The following is a 16,374-nucleotide window of genomic DNA, read 5'->3' as shown; positions in this document are numbered from 1 at the left end:
CCGTTTTTGGCACACCCTATGCTGAAATCGTCCGATCTGGCGTCTTTTTCGAAAAAAAAAGGGGCTATATCAGCCTGATTCACGCTGTTCCTACCTTGTCCTTTTTACATGAAGGAATAGGCTAAACTGGACATATCATGTAAAATGGGAAAGATGAGATAAAACAGACGAGAGACGGGCGAATGGGAAAGAGGGGAAAACCATGCCGAACATGATCCGGCTTCTTGTGTCTACGGATTACAACGATCTCAGCCGGGATTTACAGGAAGAAATCTATTATGAGTACTATGATTATGCCTACGGCATGATCATGTATATCGTGAAAAACCATTCCGTGGTGGAAGATATTATCCAGGATGCTTTCATTAAAATTATCAAGAGCAAACCCGTGTTTGAGAATGAAGCCAAGCTGAAGGCCTGGCTTAAGGTCGTTACACGTAACACGACCATAAATTATTTGCGAAAAAATAAAAAATACCGTAACCAAGTCGATGTCGAAGGTGTCTTTATGTATAAAGAAGAGATTGCGCAGCCGACGGTGTCGATCGAAAATACGATAGAAACGAAGTTTATGGAAGAATCGATTGTCCAGTATTTAAGGGAACTGAAACCGGAATACCGGGTTCTGGTCGAGTATCGCTGGCGAAAGGGCTTGTCGTACCGGGAAATCGCCGATCTGCTTGAAGTTACCGAGGATGCCGTCAAACAACGTCTGTACCGGGCACGCGAAAGTATCAAGAAAATGCTCTTTAAGGAGTGGGGGGTAAAGGATGAAAAGCGAAAAATTTGAAGAATGGTTTGATTCCGCCTTCGAGAAGGCAGCCTCTTCAACTTCCTTGACGTCCGAAGATAGCAAGAAGGCATCATGGAATAAGGTTCAGGCCCGGCTTAACGAAGTGAACCGTTCCCACAGACGTAAACGGCACCTGCAGCTTGGCGGCGTGGTAGCCGCATCTTTTGTGGCCGGCGCGGTCATTTTCAGTTCCACAGCCGTGACGAAGGCGATTTCTCCACTGATTGACTCTATCGTCGACTTGGGTGATGGCGTTAAGAATGTGGTCTTCCAAGACGAGCAGTCTGCAGAAGGCATTGCGAAAACCCCTCCCCCGCCAAATTATCTGGACGGGGAGCCGGAACCGCCGCCAGGGGATGGAAAAATCATTTCTTCGGAACAGGGTGTACCAACAACGCGCCCGCTCAGCGAAGTGCAGAAAGAGTTGAGCTTTACCATTCCGGATTTTAGCGGCCGTATTCCCGAGCGTTATCATTTCAAGGAATCCACCGTTATAGCAAAGGATCTGGAAACAAAGAAATATAACGAGATTACCATGCTTTATACTGGGCCAAAGGAAGACGATAATCTGTTTATTACCGTGAGCCGGATTCTCCCGAATTCAAGCACAGGCTACTTCACGAACGGAGAGCCTGTCAAGATCAAGCTCAAAAACGGTTATGAAGCCTATTACACCGAAAGCAACATGAATTCGCTGATCATGAAATATAATAAGGTGCAGCTGAACATCGTGGCGACGGCCAGTAAAGAGGAAATTCTCAACTTGGTCGAAACTCTTCCTTAATAATAGATTTATCGGCATATCCATATTCAACGTTGATCACAAAGTGACCGCCTGCGGGCGGTCACTTTGTATTTGTTATCCTATTTGGCCAACACTTGTTGGGAATACGTGGTGGTCTGTTCGAAAGCAGATCCTTGATATACGGTATGATAGGCTTTGGCGCGGTAATAATATCCCGTGGCCACGGTACCGTTGTAATCCCCGGATACATAACTGTTTCCAGTGTTCAAGAACGGTCTCGTTTCCATATCGACCCATGCGGATCCGGTCCAGCGCTGCAGGGTCAGATCGACACCGATCTTGTCAACGCTCTGTTTGGCGTAAGTACTGGCCTTCAAAGCAACGGTTTTGCTGTTCACGAGGGAGGCCGAGGCGTAGCAGTTGTTCAAGTATGTGAAGGACGCAAAGCTCATGATGAAAGGTTCAGGCGGTGGAGGAGTTGTCAAAGCTCCCGGTTCTTTCACGGCGGCTGCGGAAATGTCCGCATCATCGGCTCCGGCTGGTTCGGCACCCGCCCCGGTCGCGAGAAGCATACTGAGTACGGTAGTGGCGGCAATAATGGCTAGCAGTTTGTGGTTGATCCATTTCTTCGTCATGACTCTCACCTTTCCTTTAGGAAATATTGAATTACACTACTATTAACGGCGCCCTCCTTTCATAGGTTTCATCATTTTTTCATCATTTTCTTTGCTTTTTTCTCACATTTTCATTAAAAGCACTAAAAAACCCCCGTTTCGATCGAAACGGGGGTTTCCCTTCCCCTAACAAGGGGCAGTTACACTAGATGACAGGCCACGAAATGACCGCCGCCTGCATCGCGGAACTCCGGCACCTCTTCTTTGCAGCGGGCCACGGCAAACGGGCAGCGCGTATGGAACTTGCAGCCCGAAGGCGGATTGGAAGGGCTCGGAATGTCGCCCTTAAGCACGATGCGCTCCCGCTTCAGCTTGGGAATCGGTATCGGCACGGCCGACAGCAGCGCCTTCGTATAGGGATGCAGCGGATTTTTAAACAGCTCATCCCGGGTCGCCGTCTCGACCATGGAGCCCAGGTACATGACGCCGATCCGCGTGCATAAATGCTCCACGACACTCAGGTCGTGGGAAATGAACAAGTATGCCAGTCCGCGGGTTTCCTGCAGCTTGCGGAACAGGTTGATGATTTGCGCTTGAATGGATACATCCAGCGCGGAAACGGGCTCATCGGCAATAATGAGATCCGGATTGAGCACCAGTGCCCGGGCTATTCCGATCCGCTGCCGCTGCCCGCCCGAAAACTCATGCGGAAACCGGTCGATATGATAGGAGGACAATCCGCAGGATTGAAGTACCTCCAATACCCGGTCGCGAATCTCCGCTTTCGGCACCAAGCCGTGATCCAGCAGCGCTTCGCCGATGGCGTCTCCGACGCGGATCCGCGGGTTCAGGGAACTGTACGGATCCTGAAAAATCAGCTGCATGCTCGGCCGGAGCTTGCGCAGCTCCTCGGGAGGGAGGTCGTAGATATTAATGCCCTTGAACTTGACCTCCCCTGACGTCTTCTCGATCAGGCGGATGGCTGTGCGGCCAACCGTGCTTTTGCCGCTGCCGGACTCGCCGACCAACCCGAACGTTTCGCCCGGCCGGATCGTAATGCTGATATCATCTACGGCCTTCACGTGACCGACGGTGCGGTTCAGCAGACCTTTATGGATCGGAAAATATTTTTTCAAATGGCTGATTTCAAGCAATGCATCAGACATGAACGACCGCCTCCTCGTACAGCCAGCAAGCGGCTTTTTGCTGATCCGCGACTCCCTTAAGCACCGGCTGCTTGGTTCTGCAAATGTCCATGCAGTGCGCACAGCGGTCGTGGAAATAGCATGAATCGGTCAGATCCAGCGGATTCGGCACCTGCCCCGGGATTGAATAGAGCTCATCCTGACGCTGATTAATGATCGGCTTGGACTTCAGCAGCCCCTGCGTGTACGGATGCTTCGGCGACTCAAACAGCTTCACCACTTCGCCTTCTTCCACGACTTTACCGGCATACATAACAACGACGTAATCCGCCATTTCGGCCACGACGCCCAGATCGTGGGTAATCAGCATCATGGACATGTTCGACTTCTTCTTGAACTCGCGCAGCATATCCAGAATTTGAGCCTGAATGGTGACGTCCAGTGCCGTCGTCGGCTCATCGGCGATCAGCAGCTTCGGACCGCACGAAATCGCAATCGCGATCATGATCCGCTGCAGCATGCCGCCGCTCAGTTCATGCGGATAGGAATCGGCGATTTGCTCCGCCCGTGAGATCCCCACCTGCTCGATCAGCTCGATCGCACGGGCGCGGGCTTCCTTCTTGCTCAGCTTCTGATGTACAATAAGCGGCTCCATAATCTGCTGTCCAATTTTCAGAACCGGGTTCAGCGAAGACATCGGCTCCTGAAAGATCATGGAGATGTCATTCCCGCGGATCGTACGCAGCTCGTTTTTGCTGAGCTTCAGCAGGTCCCGGCCGTCAAACTCGATACTTCCGCCGACCACTTTGCCTCCCGGTTCCTCAATCAGACCCATGATGGACATGGCGGTTACGCTTTTACCGCAGCCCGATTCGCCGACGACGCATACCGTTTCGCCTTCCCGGACGCGCAGACTGACGTCATTTACGGCTTTAACTACGTTTTTGTCGCTGAAGAAATGCGTGCGCAGATGGTCGATTTTAATGAGATCTTTCATAGAACGCTGTTCACCTACCTCTTCTGTTTGGGATCCAGCACATCCCGGAGTCCGTCTCCAAATATATTGATGGCAATTACCGTGATAAAAATAGAGAATCCTGGAGGAATCCACAGCCATGGATGCTCCTGAAAATCGATCAGATTGTTCGCCGCGTCGATCATATTCCCCCATGTCGGCGTCGGCGGCATGACGCCTAGGCCGAAGAAGCTGAGCACCGACTCGCTGAGGATCGATCCACCGATATTGAGCGTCGCAATAACGATCAGGAGCGGAACGATATTCGGCAGCAGGTGGTTGAACAGCTTGCGGCGGTCGCGCAGACCGAGCACCACGGCGGCCTGCATGAATTCACGCTCGCGAAGGCTGAGCATCTGCCCCCGGACCATCCGGGCAAGCCCCGGCCAGTTGACGAGACCGAGCATCAGCATAACGATATACATCCGGTAATTCGTCGGCACCTTCCACTCCGACAGCAGCGCGCCGAAAATAAACAGCAGCGGCAGTCCCGGAATGGTCAGGAGCAAGTCGGCGATCCGCATAATGATTTGGTCCACGATCCCCCGGTAGTAACCGGCGATCGCGCCAAGCAGCGCGCCGATAAACACGGATAGAAACATGGATGCCAGACCTACCGTCAAGGAAATGCGTCCGGCCTGGAGCACCCGCGTAAGCACGTCACGGCCCAAGGCATCGGTTCCGAGCCAGTGCTTCATGCTCGGCGCTTTGTTCATCACGTTCATATGAATCTTGTTATCGGCATAAGGCGAAAATACGGGTCCCAGGAAACAAGCGATAAACATGATGACCACGACGGCAAGTCCGAAAATCGCCAGCTTGTTACGCAGCAGCCTCCGCATCGACTGTTTGAATAAGGAGGAAGACTTCGGCGTCGTTTTTGCTGCCGGAACGGCATCGGTGACTGGTGTGCTATGGATAGCCATTTGCGTCTCCCCTCCCTAATGCAGCCGCACGCGCGGATCGGCAATGTGATAGAGCACATCCGAGAGCAGCGTGCCGATGACCGTCAGAATCGCCAGCAGCATCGTGAAGCCCATGAGCAGCGGATAATCCCGCAGGCTGAAGGACTGCATATACAGCTGGCCGATCCCCGGCCAGTTAAAGATTTTTTCGATAATAATCGATCCACCGAACAGGGCCGGCAGTTCAAAGCCAACCAGGGTGATAGCCGGCAGCAGCGCATTGCGCAGAGCGTGCCTGAACAGAACCTTGTCCTCTTTCAACCCTTTCGCCCGGGCCGTGCGGATATAATCCTGTTTGATGACGTCGATCATATTGCTGCGGAAATAGCGCGTCAGCGAGCCGACGCCGAGCAGCGTCATAACGATCACAGGCAGCGTCATGTGATGAATGACTTCCTTAATATAAGCCCAGCCGGTCGCGTTGCTTCCCGTCGTTAACATTCCGCCCGGCGGGAGCCATTTCAGATCGACGGCCAGAATCTTGATCAGGAACAAGCCGATAAAGAAGGAAGGGATCGACATGGCGGCAAAAATGGCCACCATCACGATCGTATCGAACCAGGAATACTGCTTATAAGCGGAAACAACTCCGATAATCACGGCGATGACCCAGGTCAAAAACGTGGATATGACCGCCAACAGGAAGGAGTTCCAAATATACTGGTTGAACAGCTTCAGCACCGGCTGCTGCTGCGCCAGCGAGAAACCGAAATCTCCGTGAAATACGTTGTTCATCCATATGCCGTACCGTTCCAGCAGCGGCTTGCTCAGTCCGTAAATCTCCCTTAACTCTGCTTTACGCTCCGGGCTCAGCTTGATGTTGCTGCTGATGAAGTCCCCTGGAGTCAGCGCGTAGAGGCTGAAGATCAAAAAGGATGCCGCAAACAGGATGACGATCATGTAAATGATACGCTTCGTCAAATAAGTGCCCATCATTCGCCTCCTAATTACATGGTCCCCCGCCGCTGAAGCGGCTGCTTCGCGGTCGGGGGACTCCATTGTGGGTCCTTCTGATTATTGTACCGGCTTCAGCGACCAGTCAGGCAAGCTGTTGGCAAGTCCGACGAACGGGCTGACCTTCAGGTTCTCGATGCGGCCGTTGTACCCGTACACCGTCTTCTTGTAGTTCGTGAAGATGACCGGCAGCTCGTCATTCAGCAGCTGGAACAGCTCTTTGTAGATGGCCTTGCGCTCTTCGATGTCGGAAGTCGCGAGCGCTTTGTCATAGAGCTCTTTGACCTTCGGATTGTCGTAGGCTTTGATTTCCCCGTCAATAAACTGCATGACGCCGTCCGACGGATCCTGCAGCAGTGGAGTCGAGAAGGATACGAGATCGTAATCTCCGCTCTCCACTTTGGACACGAGGGAGTTGAAGTCGGCGAACACTTCCGGCTGGAAGTCGACGCCGATCGCCTGGAAGTTCTCTTTAGCCACCGGAATAAAGATATCCGTCTGCTTGCTCTTCGAGCCCAGGTAGTGGATCGTCAGCTTCTTGCCGTCTTTCTCACGGATACCGCCGGCGCCCACTTTCCAGCCGGCTTCGTCCAGCAGCTGCTTGGCTTTTTCCGTATCGAATTTGTACGGGTTAACGCCGTCTTCGGTGTAAGCCCAGGAGATCGGCGGAGCCGGAATGTTGGCTACGGCCCCGGCACCTTCGTTGGCGTCCACGTAAATGCTTTGACGGTCAAGGCCGTAAGCAATCGCTTGGCGCACTTTCTTATCCTTCAACGCTTCGTGTTCCAGGTTGACCTGCAGGTAACCGTAGTTGCTGGCCGTGTAAGGCAAAATGTTCGTGAAGCCGAGAGATTTCAGCTTCTCGATATTCTCGGTTGTGGCCGGGAACGAGGTATAGTCGATCTCTCCCGTCTCCAAGTACTGCCAAGCGTCGCCTTCGGACGTTTTATAAATGAAGTGCTCGGTCTTCGGTTTGCCTTTATAGTAATTCTCATTGGCGACAAAACGGACTTCCTGGCCCGGAATGAATTTTTCCAGCTTGTATGGGCCGTTGCCGACCGGTGTCTGATGCAGATTTTTGATATAGCTCAGGTCGCCGAATTTATAATCCTTGCCGTAGTATGCCTTGGACAAAATGTTCGAGCCGAGCATAACGAGCGCCGTAGCGTTCGGTTTATCCAGCGTGACCGAAATCGTCTGCGGGTCGATGACCTTGATGCCGGAAATGCTCTTCGCCTTGCCGTCTTTGTAATCCTGCGCTCCCTGGATCGCGATCGTGCTCGGAATGATCGAGTCGCCGTCATAGGACGGATCGAACAGGATCGTCCACGTAAAGGCCACATCGTCAGCCGTCATTGGTGAACCGTCGCTGAATTTCAGATCCTTCCGAAGATGATATGTTATTGTCTTCTGGTCTTCGGAAATGTCCCATTTCTCCGCCAGGTCCGGGACCGGCAAACCCTGATCGTCCACCGTCACCAGCGAACCGAACAATAGAGAGTTTACGTTGCCATCATATCCGCTCTGGGTAAAATAAGGCGTGAACGCGCCGCTCGGATCGGTCAGCGCCACGATAATCGTGTCTGTACGCTGCTTGGCCACATCGGGCAGTTTGGACAAGTCGGCTGCCGTATAAGGCTCGGTCAGTGCAGATGTTCCTCCGGCATCGGACGAGGCCGTTGTGTCTTTCGCGCCCTGCTCCGTTTGAGCCGTTCCGCTGGATGAACCCCCGTTATCACTATTGTTCGAGCATGCCGTAACCAGCAGTGATCCAACGATCAACAGCGAAGTTAGCAAGTACACTCCTTTTTTCATCATCATAACCTCCCGTTTTTGCTCACCATTCCGATGAATTAAGTATGATTTATATTTGTAGATGATATCGTTATTATAGAAACCAATTCGAGTTCTGTAAATAGAGAACTAAAAGTTTTTTTCTGAAAGTTTGTCATATGCGTTTTCTGTAAGGCCAGCAGCCCGTTTCAGCGGAAGGCAACGGCCCCTTTTTGTTCCTGGTTCGGCATGACTTCGACCGCCAAAATATGCTAGGATAGGGTAAATCATAGATTCATTGACGACTGGCCAAAGGAGACTTCATTACAGTGACCATTAAACATGAAATATTCATTGAGAAAGAGCTGGATCTGGTATGGAGGGCTTGGACGGAAGAAGACCGCGTCAAGGCGTGGCTGGCTCCTGCAGCACGGATTGAACCATGGGAAGGCGGCCGGTACGAACTGTACCCTAACCCGAATGATCAAACGCCGACCGGATGCAAATTGCTCAAATATGAGAAGCCGCGGGTACTCCAGTTTGAGTGGAAAGGACCTGAAGTTTTTGCGGAGACGATGAATCTGGACGGGGATTTAACGATGGTGCAGGTGAATTTCAAACAGATGGAAGACCTTACCCGCCTCAGCGTGATGCATATCGGATGGAAAAATACGCCGCAAGGCATGGCTGCAAGGCAGTGGCATGTCCGTACGTGGCTTCAGCTGCTGGACGAGCTCAAAGCCGCAATCGAGTCCGAAGAACATATGCTCAGCCGGCCGTAAATGGTTAGCGTACAAATAGCCTGGTTCCGTATCATTTACGGCCAGGCTATTTTTAATCATTATATCTGCTCGCATCGCTCTCTGGGATCTGCTGCCTAAGCTTCCAGTCGGGTATTAGGTCCCTACTGCTCTGCAGTTCCAATTGATAGCAAAGTTTCAGCCTTCTTCTATGTACCCGAGCAGCCGATCCTGCATCTGATGGATGGCCCGTTTTCTCAGGCTGTATTCGGTCAGGTTCTCCCCTTCAAAATGGGCGTAGATCAACCCTGCGGTGCGCAGCTTCGAGATGTGGTCATGCGTGATGCCCTTGGACAGCTGGACATGACTGACGATTTCTGTGAACGTCCGCGGTCCTCCATGCAGGAAGCGCAAAATTTTAAGCCGGCTTTTTTCGCCGAGGCTGCGGATCATCCGCAGGTCATGGGTCGGAATATAATCATCGTCTCCCAAATAAATGCGGGAATTATAATGGCAGTAAATTTTTCGGCCATAATGGGTCACCATGTTGACCGGTTGAAAATGATACTGCGGAATGAGCACCAGCTCGTCCGCGCTGTCTACCGGTTTGAACAGCATGCCGTTGGTCGTCTCGTCGACAAAATCCGCCCGGTCCGCGTCCGCCAGCTGCTGCAGCCGCTCCTCTTTCTCCCGGTCAAGCGCCTGCAGAATGGCCGGATCCACGTTCCGGAAGTACTGCTCGTACCATTGCTCAAACATCAATCTCGTCCGGGCTAGAAAAACTTCCAAATCTTCGTCCGGAAACTCATTGCCGTTCGCAGTGAACAGCTGGACCACGTCCTGAATCGTCAGCTTCTCCAGCCAGTCCAGGAATCCCTCGACTCCCCTGCCCTCCGGAACGAGGAGGCCCAGCAGGTAAGCAAAGCTCCACCAGTCGCCATTCACGAGCATCTCGTCCAGCATGGCGGCAAATTCCGGCTTGAGCTGTTTCTTGGTGGCCGTTGCCCACGAAGGGGACAGATCGATCTTTTTGTAGGACGCCCGGCAAATATAGGTATGAAGGCTGTTCATAAATTCATGTACGGGCTCGAATTTGATGTCAATGCGGTAATCCAATCCTCGGTTCCCCCTCTCAAATTAGTAATCATTATAACGTGAATGCTTCCTGATGTTCCACTCCTTTAACGAATCACCGTGCGAGAGTCAAAACGGCATTCGATCGAATTGCTGCCTTTTCAGCTCATAATGAAACGCAATATAAGGATTCCTTATCGATTTACTAAGAAAAATTGAAGGTCTAACCCGTGAATATAAAGAGCACAGCGCTGCAGCACTGTGCCCTTCAGAAAGCACCCGCCAATCCGCGGACTGCTCCCGTGAACTTCCCCTATATGTTATAACTCTACGCGCCCGCTTCCTCTGCCATGACCTCCGGCTTCAGGAGCTTAATCCTTGAAATGCGCTTATTATCCGTTTCTTCCACTATGAAAATGTGGCCGTCCAGTTCTGCCGACAGTCCTCGCTGCGGAGGAATCGCCTCGATGCGTGAGTACAGCCAGCCGCCGATCGTATCGTAATCGGTTGTATCCAGCTCCAGACCAAAGCGTTCGTTAATTTCTTCAATCAGCATCAATCCGTCAATCGAATATTCGTCGTCGCGGATTTTCTCGATTCCCGGACGCTCCTCGTCGAATTCGTCCTGAATTTCTCCGACGATCTCTTCCATAATGTCTTCCAGGGTAACCAGCCCGGATGTGCCTCCATATTCGTCGATCAGGATGGCGATCTGGGTTCTGCCCCGCTGCATCAGTTTCAGCAATGCGCTGATCTGGATGGATTCGGGCACAGTCAGGATCGGACGTATCAAAGTATTGTATTCAAGCGTTGTGGAATGTAATAAGTCTTTAATGTGCAGGAAGCCGATGATATGGTCCTTATCCCCGTCACAGACAGGGTACCGGGTCCGCATGCCTTCATAAGCGATCTCGAGATTCTCCTCCCGGGACAGCTGTGTATTCAGACAGATCATCTCCGTCCGGGGAATCATGATTTCCCGTCCGGTCGTTTCCGCAAATTCGAATATGTTGTCAACGAGTGCCATTTCCGTATTGTCAATGAGTCCGTTTTTGTTGCTTTCTTTCATCAAAATGCGGATTTCTTCCTCCGTATGCGCCGAGTCCGACTCGGAAGCCGGGGCGACACGGAACACCCGCAGCAGGCTGCCTGCCAATCCGTTTAATACCCAAATGAACGGGTACATCAATTTGTTGAAATATATCATGATGGCCGACGACATCAGCACGACCGATTCCGCCTTGCGGATGGCCATCGTCTTCGGCGCCAGTTCTCCAAGCACGATATGGAGAATCGTAATGAGCAGGAATGCAATGACGACCGCAATGCCGTGTACGGCTGCTTCTCCAAACCCAAGCGAATGAAGCAAAGGCCTGAGCAGCGTCGCGACCGCCGGTTCGCCGAGCCATCCAAGCCCCAGCGAAGCGAGCGTAATGCCCAGCTGGCAAGCGGACAAATAAGCGTCCAAATTGTTGACGATCTTGCGGGCATACACCGCGCCTTTTCGTCCTTCTTCCACCAAAGTCTCTACCCGGCTGCTCCGGACCTTGACCATGGCAAATTCAACCGATACAAAAAAACCGTTTAATAATACGAGTATAAAAACCCATATCAAACTCGGTAAGGGGTCTCCCAATCTGCTTCCTATTCACCGTCATCCTTGACCGGCAAATAGGTACACCTCCTTCGTAATTTAAAATGGTGAACCACCGTTATCCTCTGCTGCGAATAGGCCGTCAACTTCCCAATGGATTCATCTCCCTTCAAATAAACGAAAACTATAGCTCAATATTTACACTATACTTAATTATATAATTATACACTACACAGTCAAACGGCAAGGTATGACTGCATCATTCAGGGACGGCCTGATATTCCAAGCAATCGAGCGGTTGCCAGGCTAAAAGAGCCGTCCCTTGTCAATTCAGACACCAGGGACGGCTTTTTCGTCATTTGTTATGGGATTTATGGGCGAAATGCAGTTTAACGGGTTGTCGGCGGGTTGCCGATAACACCTGGATATTGATAGATCAGCGGCTCGTCGAACGTGATGTAGTCCAGGTTGATCGTCAGCAAAATAATTCTTTTGCCTGTCGAACGTTCGCTGATGATGATGTGGTCACGGCCTGCGGCCTCAATGACGCCGGTGAATATTTTTGCATTCCACTGCGAGTTGTTTTCGTATGTCATGTAAAAGGTGCCCGTTTTGCCCAAATTCAGGCGAAGTATGTTCTCAACGTACGATTGCTCAAATTGCTGGGAAGGCGGCGCCTGGATCACGGCTCCGGTTTGGGTTATCGGGCTGCCGCTGGTTAAAGGCGGCGGCACGGTTCCCGTAGTTCCGTGCTGTCCCATCATCCCCTGTTGCCCCATCATCCCCTGCTGGCCCATCATCCCCTGCTGGCCCATCGGGCCCATCATTCCGTGCTGGCCCATCGGACCCATGCCGGAGACGCCGGGATAACCTCCTCCAGAATACGTAACAGGTCGGAACGGTTGCTGTATCATTGTGTTTTGCATCCTCCTTTATATATGGCAAATTGGAAAACCATGTCCCATGTGCTGCTTGAAGGTCTATCCATAGACTCGTGGGCAATCCGCGGCGGTTGGGCTGAAGAAGCAGTGGGATTTAAAACGTCCGGTGTTCTGCTGATTGTACCAGGTCGGCGGGCATCCCCCCGTCGGTCGGAAAAACCACAGCGCATTGGATGCCGGCCAGGTTCTTTCGCCATTAATTGACCGCCTTGCGAGCCTGATGTCGGCGTCTCTTGCTCTTTGATAGAAGTACCCTTTTTGCGTGGCCTCAAACCCGCCGGGACTTTGAAACACCATATCCTGAATACTGCGGATATTGTTGAAATCCAGGCAATTGCCGAGCACCCGGTTCACCCCGACGTTGCCGACCATCAACATGCCCAGGTCTCCTTCGGATTCCGCTTCCGCTCTCATAAGCCGTGCCAGCAGCCTGGTTTGCTCCGAATTGGTTTTGATGACAGCCAAAGGTCCATCCTCCTTGCTTCGATGTTTTCCTCTACAGTGTATGTGCATCCGCCCAGTTGGTGACCAGAAAAATTGCGATTCTTGTCCTTTCCTGCAGCTGATTTACAAGCATTTGACAAAGTTGTCCGTTTATCGGAAAAGCTTTACATTCGTCTGATTTCCCGTTAACAACGCCTCACTATACTGGGTAAGGAAAGTCCACATCCTTATAAAGTGAGGTCGAACCAGGCTGATGGAAAAAGACATGACGTTACCAAATCCTCCCCGATCCCGCTCCCATGCCGGGGCCATCCCGTTGAATTCCCTGCGCGTTTCCCGCTGGAAGGAACGCCTGCTGGCTTATTGCTTCCTGGCTCCTTCCCTTATCGTTTTCGGCATCTTCCTGTTTTACCCCCTGGGTAAATCCGTCTACCTGAGCTTGTTTTTGACGGATCCGCAGGGCCGGATTGCCGAATTCGTCGGAGTCGACAATTTCACGGCCGTGCTGAGCTCGGACCAGTTCTATAACAGCCTGTGGGTAACCGTAAAATACATCCTGTTAACTGTGCCGACCGGCGCCGCGGCCGCCCTGCTGCTTGCCGCCTTGTCCCATCAGAAGCTTAGAGGCATGAAGATCTTCCGTTTTATCTTTTCATTGCCGATGGCCGTCTCGGTTGGAACAGGCTCTGTCATCTGGATGATTCTGTACCACCCGACCCTCAGCATTCTGAATTACGGGCTTAGCTTTCTCGGCATTCCGGCGATCCAATGGCTGACCGACCCCAAGTGGGCCTTGCCTTCGATCGCGATCATGACCGTCTGGCTGAACCTTGGCTTCAACTACATTGTGCTGCTGAGCGGCCTGCAGGGCGTTCCGGACGACCTGTACGAAAGCGCCAAGATCGACGGCTCCGGATCGTTACGGACGTTCTTCCGGATCTCGCTGCCGCTGATCTCTCCATCCCTTTTCTTCGTCGGGGTCGTGTCGATCATCAGCGCGTTCCAATCCTTTGCTCAGATCAACATTTTGACCAAAGGCGGCCCGATGAACAGCACCGATGTGCTCGTGTACAACATTTATCAGGATGCGTTCATCAACTACCGCTTCGGCAGCGGCAGTGCGCAGGCGCTGATCCTGTTTGTCTTGATCACAGCGCTGACGATCCTGCAGTTTAAATTCGGTGAAAAGAAGGTGCATTACCAATGACCCTTAGCAGAATCCAGCAGCCGGTGCTCTACCTTCTGTTGATCCTGGCGTCTCTGGCAATCTTGTTTCCTCTGCTGTACACGCTGTCGTCGGCCTTCATGAGCAGCGCTGAATCGGCGGCGTACCCGCCCAGGCTGCTTCCTTCGGGACTGCACTTCGCCAACTTCGTTCAGGTGTTCCAGACCATTCCGGTGGCCCGGTTCATCGGCAACAGCTTCGTCGTTGCCACGGCCATCATGCTCGGCCAGCTGATTACGGCCAGCCTGGCGGCGTATGCTTTCGCATTCTTGCGCTTTCCCGGCAAGGCGCTGCTGTTCTCCCTGTTTCTGTCGACGATGATGATTCCGTGGGAAGTCACGATGATTCCCAATTATTTGACGGTCCGCAGCTGGCATTGGGTCGATACGTATCAAGGCTTGATCGTCCCATTTATCGCATCGGCGTTCGGCACGTTTCTGCTCAGACAGTACTTTTTGCAGCTGCCTAAAGAACTGTTCGAGGCGGCGAAAATCGACGGCTGCGGCCATCTCCGTATCTTTTCCCGATTGGTGCTGCCTTTGTCGGCGCCGGCCCTGGCAACCCTTGCCGTCTATTCCTTTTTGACGAATTGGAGCAATTATTTGTGGCCCCTGCTCATTACGAACAAGGAAAGCATGCGGACCGTACAGATCGGCATTGGCATGCTGCAGTTTGAGGAGGTCACTGCCTGGAACGTCGTCATGGCCGGCATCGTCGTGCTTCTGCTGCCCTCCCTCCTGCTCCTGATCATCGGTCTGAAGCCGTTGGTACGGGGAATTACGGCAGGTGCGCTTAAAGGTTAATGACAGTAGACAAACGTCTATCCACGCATATTCAGTCCATTACACTAACCGGGTCGTTGTTATAAGGCGGCTGGAGTTCCGGCCGGCTTGTAATTTCCGATATAAATTAACGATTTCAAAAAGGGAGAGATTGTTGAAGATGAAACCATTCGGCAAGAAATCACTCGCCATGATGCTTCTATCCTGCATGATGCTGATTACGGCAGCATGCGGAACATCCAGCGGCGGCCAAGTTACCGGGGAGGATACGGCCAATGCCGCGGCTTCCGATTCCGGCGGCAGCAGTCCGGTAAAAGTGGTCTGGTGGCATTCCATGAGCGGGGATGTGGGAAAAGCGGCGCAGCAGCTGGTGGATGAATTTAACGCGTCTCATAAAGATATCGTCGTTCAGGCGGAGTACCAGGGGACGTACGACGAGAGCATGAACAAGCTCAAAGCTTCGCTCGGCTCGGACAGCGGTCCTACCTTGATTCAGGTGTACGAGATCGGAAGCCGCTTCATGATCGACACCAAGGCGATTACACCCGTGCAGCAGTTCATTGATGCGGACCAATACGACATCTCCAGCCTCGAACCGAACATTCTGAACTATTACAAATTTGACGACAAGCTGTACTCCATGCCGTTTAACACGTCCAACCCAATACTGTACTACAACAAGGACGCGTTCAAAGCAGCCGGACTGGATCCAGAGAAGCCGCCGGCCACGTTCGCCGAAGTGGCAGACGCGGCGAAGAAGCTGACCAAGCAGGGACAAGCCGGCGGCTCTTTCGCGATCTACGGCTGGTTTATGGAGCAGCTGCTGGCCAATCAGGGCGCAGAGCTCCTGAACAACGGCAACGGCAGAACGAGCATGGCCACCGCTTCGCAGCTGAACAGCGACCCGGCTGTCAAGACGCTCGATTGGTGGAAGCAAATGGTGGACGACAAGTCGCTCTTGAACCTCGGTCGCAAGACGGATGATACGTCCAAGGCCTTTGCCGCCGGACAAATCGCCATGACGCTCGACTCCACGGCTTCGCTGCGCAGCATCGTCAAGGCTGCCGGGGATAAGTTCGAAGTCGGTACCGCCTTCCTGCCGAAGCCGGATGCCGCTACGAAAGGCGGAGTCATTGTCGGCGGGGCTAGCAACTGGATCCTGAACAATCGGCCGGAAGCCGAACAAAAAGCGGCCTGGGAGTTCATCAAATTTCTGGCCGAGCCGAAATCTCAAGCGGAATGGCATATCAATACCGGCTACTTCCCGATTACGACCAAAGCTTATGACGAACAGAACGTGAAAGACAACATGAAGCAGTATCCGCAGTTCCAGACGGCCGTAGACCAGCTGCATCAAACCGAGCCAAGCCTCGCTACCCAGGGCGCGGTGATGGGCGTGTTCCCCGAAGCGCGCCAGCTGACGGAAACAGCGATCGAGGAAGTGCTTAACAACAAGAAAACGTCCAAGCAGGCCTTGGATGATGCCGCCAAGGAAATTACGAGCAAGATCGAGGAATATAACAAAACGGTGGGCCATTAAGACCCACCATTAGCGTGAATCCTTAGCATG

General features: G+C 52.5%; 16 protein-coding genes. 6 read left to right on the top strand and 10 right to left on the bottom strand.

The window, feature by feature from the left end:
• Positions 1-202 precede the first annotated feature (202 nt).
• Positions 203-790, top strand: a complete 588-nt coding sequence (locus FHS19_RS13340; protein WP_145024472.1) for an RNA polymerase sigma factor — start codon at positions 203-205, stop codon at positions 788-790.
• Positions 771-1,577: a DUF4367 domain-containing protein gene (locus FHS19_RS13335; RefSeq protein WP_183582281.1), complete on the top strand. Its 807-nt coding sequence runs from the start codon at positions 771-773 to the stop codon at positions 1,575-1,577. Before FHS19_RS13340 ends, FHS19_RS13335 begins: the two co-directional genes overlap by 20 nt.
• An 80-nt stretch (positions 1,578-1,657) precedes the next feature.
• Here FHS19_RS13335 and FHS19_RS13330 read toward each other — a convergent pair whose 3' ends face one another.
• The 6 genes from FHS19_RS13330 to FHS19_RS13305 form a co-directional block, all read right to left on the bottom strand.
• Positions 1,658-2,173, bottom strand: coding sequence for a hypothetical protein (locus tag FHS19_RS13330; RefSeq protein WP_183582280.1), 516 nt, complete (start codon positions 2,171-2,173; stop codon positions 1,658-1,660).
• Between the two features lie 179 nt (positions 2,174-2,352).
• Positions 2,353-3,318 (bottom strand): ABC transporter ATP-binding protein, encoded by a 966-nt coding sequence (locus tag FHS19_RS13325; protein ID WP_183582279.1) that lies wholly within the window; start codon positions 3,316-3,318, stop codon positions 2,353-2,355.
• Positions 3,311-4,294, bottom strand: coding sequence for an ABC transporter ATP-binding protein (locus tag FHS19_RS13320; protein WP_183582278.1), 984 nt, complete (start codon positions 4,292-4,294; stop codon positions 3,311-3,313). Before FHS19_RS13320 ends, FHS19_RS13325 begins: the two co-directional genes overlap by 8 nt.
• 14 nt (positions 4,295-4,308) lie before the next feature.
• Positions 4,309-5,238: an oligopeptide ABC transporter permease gene (gene opp4C, locus FHS19_RS13315; protein ID WP_183582277.1), complete on the bottom strand. Its 930-nt coding sequence runs from the start codon at positions 5,236-5,238 to the stop codon at positions 4,309-4,311.
• Between the two features lie 15 nt (positions 5,239-5,253).
• Positions 5,254-6,210: an ABC transporter permease gene (locus FHS19_RS13310; protein ID WP_183582946.1), complete on the bottom strand. Its 957-nt coding sequence runs from the start codon at positions 6,208-6,210 to the stop codon at positions 5,254-5,256.
• 81 nt (positions 6,211-6,291) lie between these two features.
• Positions 6,292-8,046, bottom strand: coding sequence for an ABC transporter substrate-binding protein (locus FHS19_RS13305; RefSeq protein ID WP_183582945.1), 1,755 nt, complete (start codon positions 8,044-8,046; stop codon positions 6,292-6,294).
• A 287-nt stretch (positions 8,047-8,333) separates the two neighbouring features.
• On the opposite strand from FHS19_RS13305, the gene FHS19_RS13300 reads away from it, so the two are divergent.
• Complete coding sequence (locus FHS19_RS13300) at positions 8,334-8,786, top strand: SRPBCC family protein (protein WP_183582276.1); 453 nt, start codon at positions 8,334-8,336, stop codon at positions 8,784-8,786.
• A 156-nt stretch (positions 8,787-8,942) separates the two neighbouring features.
• Here FHS19_RS13300 and FHS19_RS13295 read toward each other — a convergent pair whose 3' ends face one another.
• The 4 genes from FHS19_RS13295 to FHS19_RS13280 form a co-directional block, all read right to left on the bottom strand.
• The gene (locus FHS19_RS13295) at positions 8,943-9,860 is read right to left on the bottom strand and encodes an ArsR/SmtB family transcription factor (RefSeq protein WP_246426560.1); all 918 of its coding nucleotides are present in this window, start codon (positions 9,858-9,860) and stop codon (positions 8,943-8,945) included.
• A gap of 286 nt (positions 9,861-10,146) precedes the next feature.
• Positions 10,147-11,454 (bottom strand): hemolysin family protein, encoded by a 1,308-nt coding sequence (locus tag FHS19_RS13290; protein WP_183582275.1) that lies wholly within the window; start codon positions 11,452-11,454, stop codon positions 10,147-10,149.
• A 347-nt stretch (positions 11,455-11,801) separates the two neighbouring features.
• Positions 11,802-12,326 (bottom strand): spore coat protein GerQ, encoded by a 525-nt coding sequence (gerQ, locus tag FHS19_RS13285; RefSeq protein WP_183582274.1) that lies wholly within the window; start codon positions 12,324-12,326, stop codon positions 11,802-11,804.
• A gap of 66 nt (positions 12,327-12,392) precedes the next feature.
• Complete coding sequence (locus FHS19_RS13280) at positions 12,393-12,818, bottom strand: cell wall hydrolase (protein WP_204797523.1); 426 nt, start codon at positions 12,816-12,818, stop codon at positions 12,393-12,395.
• 244 nt (positions 12,819-13,062) lie between these two features.
• Here FHS19_RS13280 and FHS19_RS13275 point away from each other — a divergent pair, with 244 nt between their 5' ends.
• The 3 genes from FHS19_RS13275 (at position 13,063) to FHS19_RS13265 (ending at position 16,344) form a co-directional block, all read left to right on the top strand.
• Entirely contained in the window at positions 13,063-14,004 is a 942-nt protein-coding gene (locus FHS19_RS13275) for a carbohydrate ABC transporter permease (RefSeq protein ID WP_246426559.1), read from the top strand.
• Positions 14,001-14,825 carry a carbohydrate ABC transporter permease gene (locus tag FHS19_RS13270; protein ID WP_183582271.1) on the top strand — a complete coding sequence of 275 codons (825 nt, stop codon included), beginning with the start codon at positions 14,001-14,003 and terminating at the stop codon, positions 14,823-14,825. The genes FHS19_RS13275 and FHS19_RS13270 overlap by 4 nt, the downstream gene beginning before the upstream one ends.
• 139 nt (positions 14,826-14,964) lie before the next feature.
• The gene (locus FHS19_RS13265) at positions 14,965-16,344 is read left to right on the top strand and encodes an ABC transporter substrate-binding protein (protein WP_183582270.1); all 1,380 of its coding nucleotides are present in this window, start codon (positions 14,965-14,967) and stop codon (positions 16,342-16,344) included.
• Positions 16,345-16,374: the final 30 nt, after the last annotated feature.

This window comes from Paenibacillus rhizosphaerae (assembly GCF_014192015.1).
Taxonomy (GTDB): domain Bacteria; phylum Bacillota; class Bacilli; order Paenibacillales; family Paenibacillaceae; genus Paenibacillus_AQ; species Paenibacillus_AQ rhizosphaerae.
The sequence above is the reverse complement of the archived record's forward strand: the minus strand, read 5'-3'. Positions and strand labels throughout refer to the sequence as shown.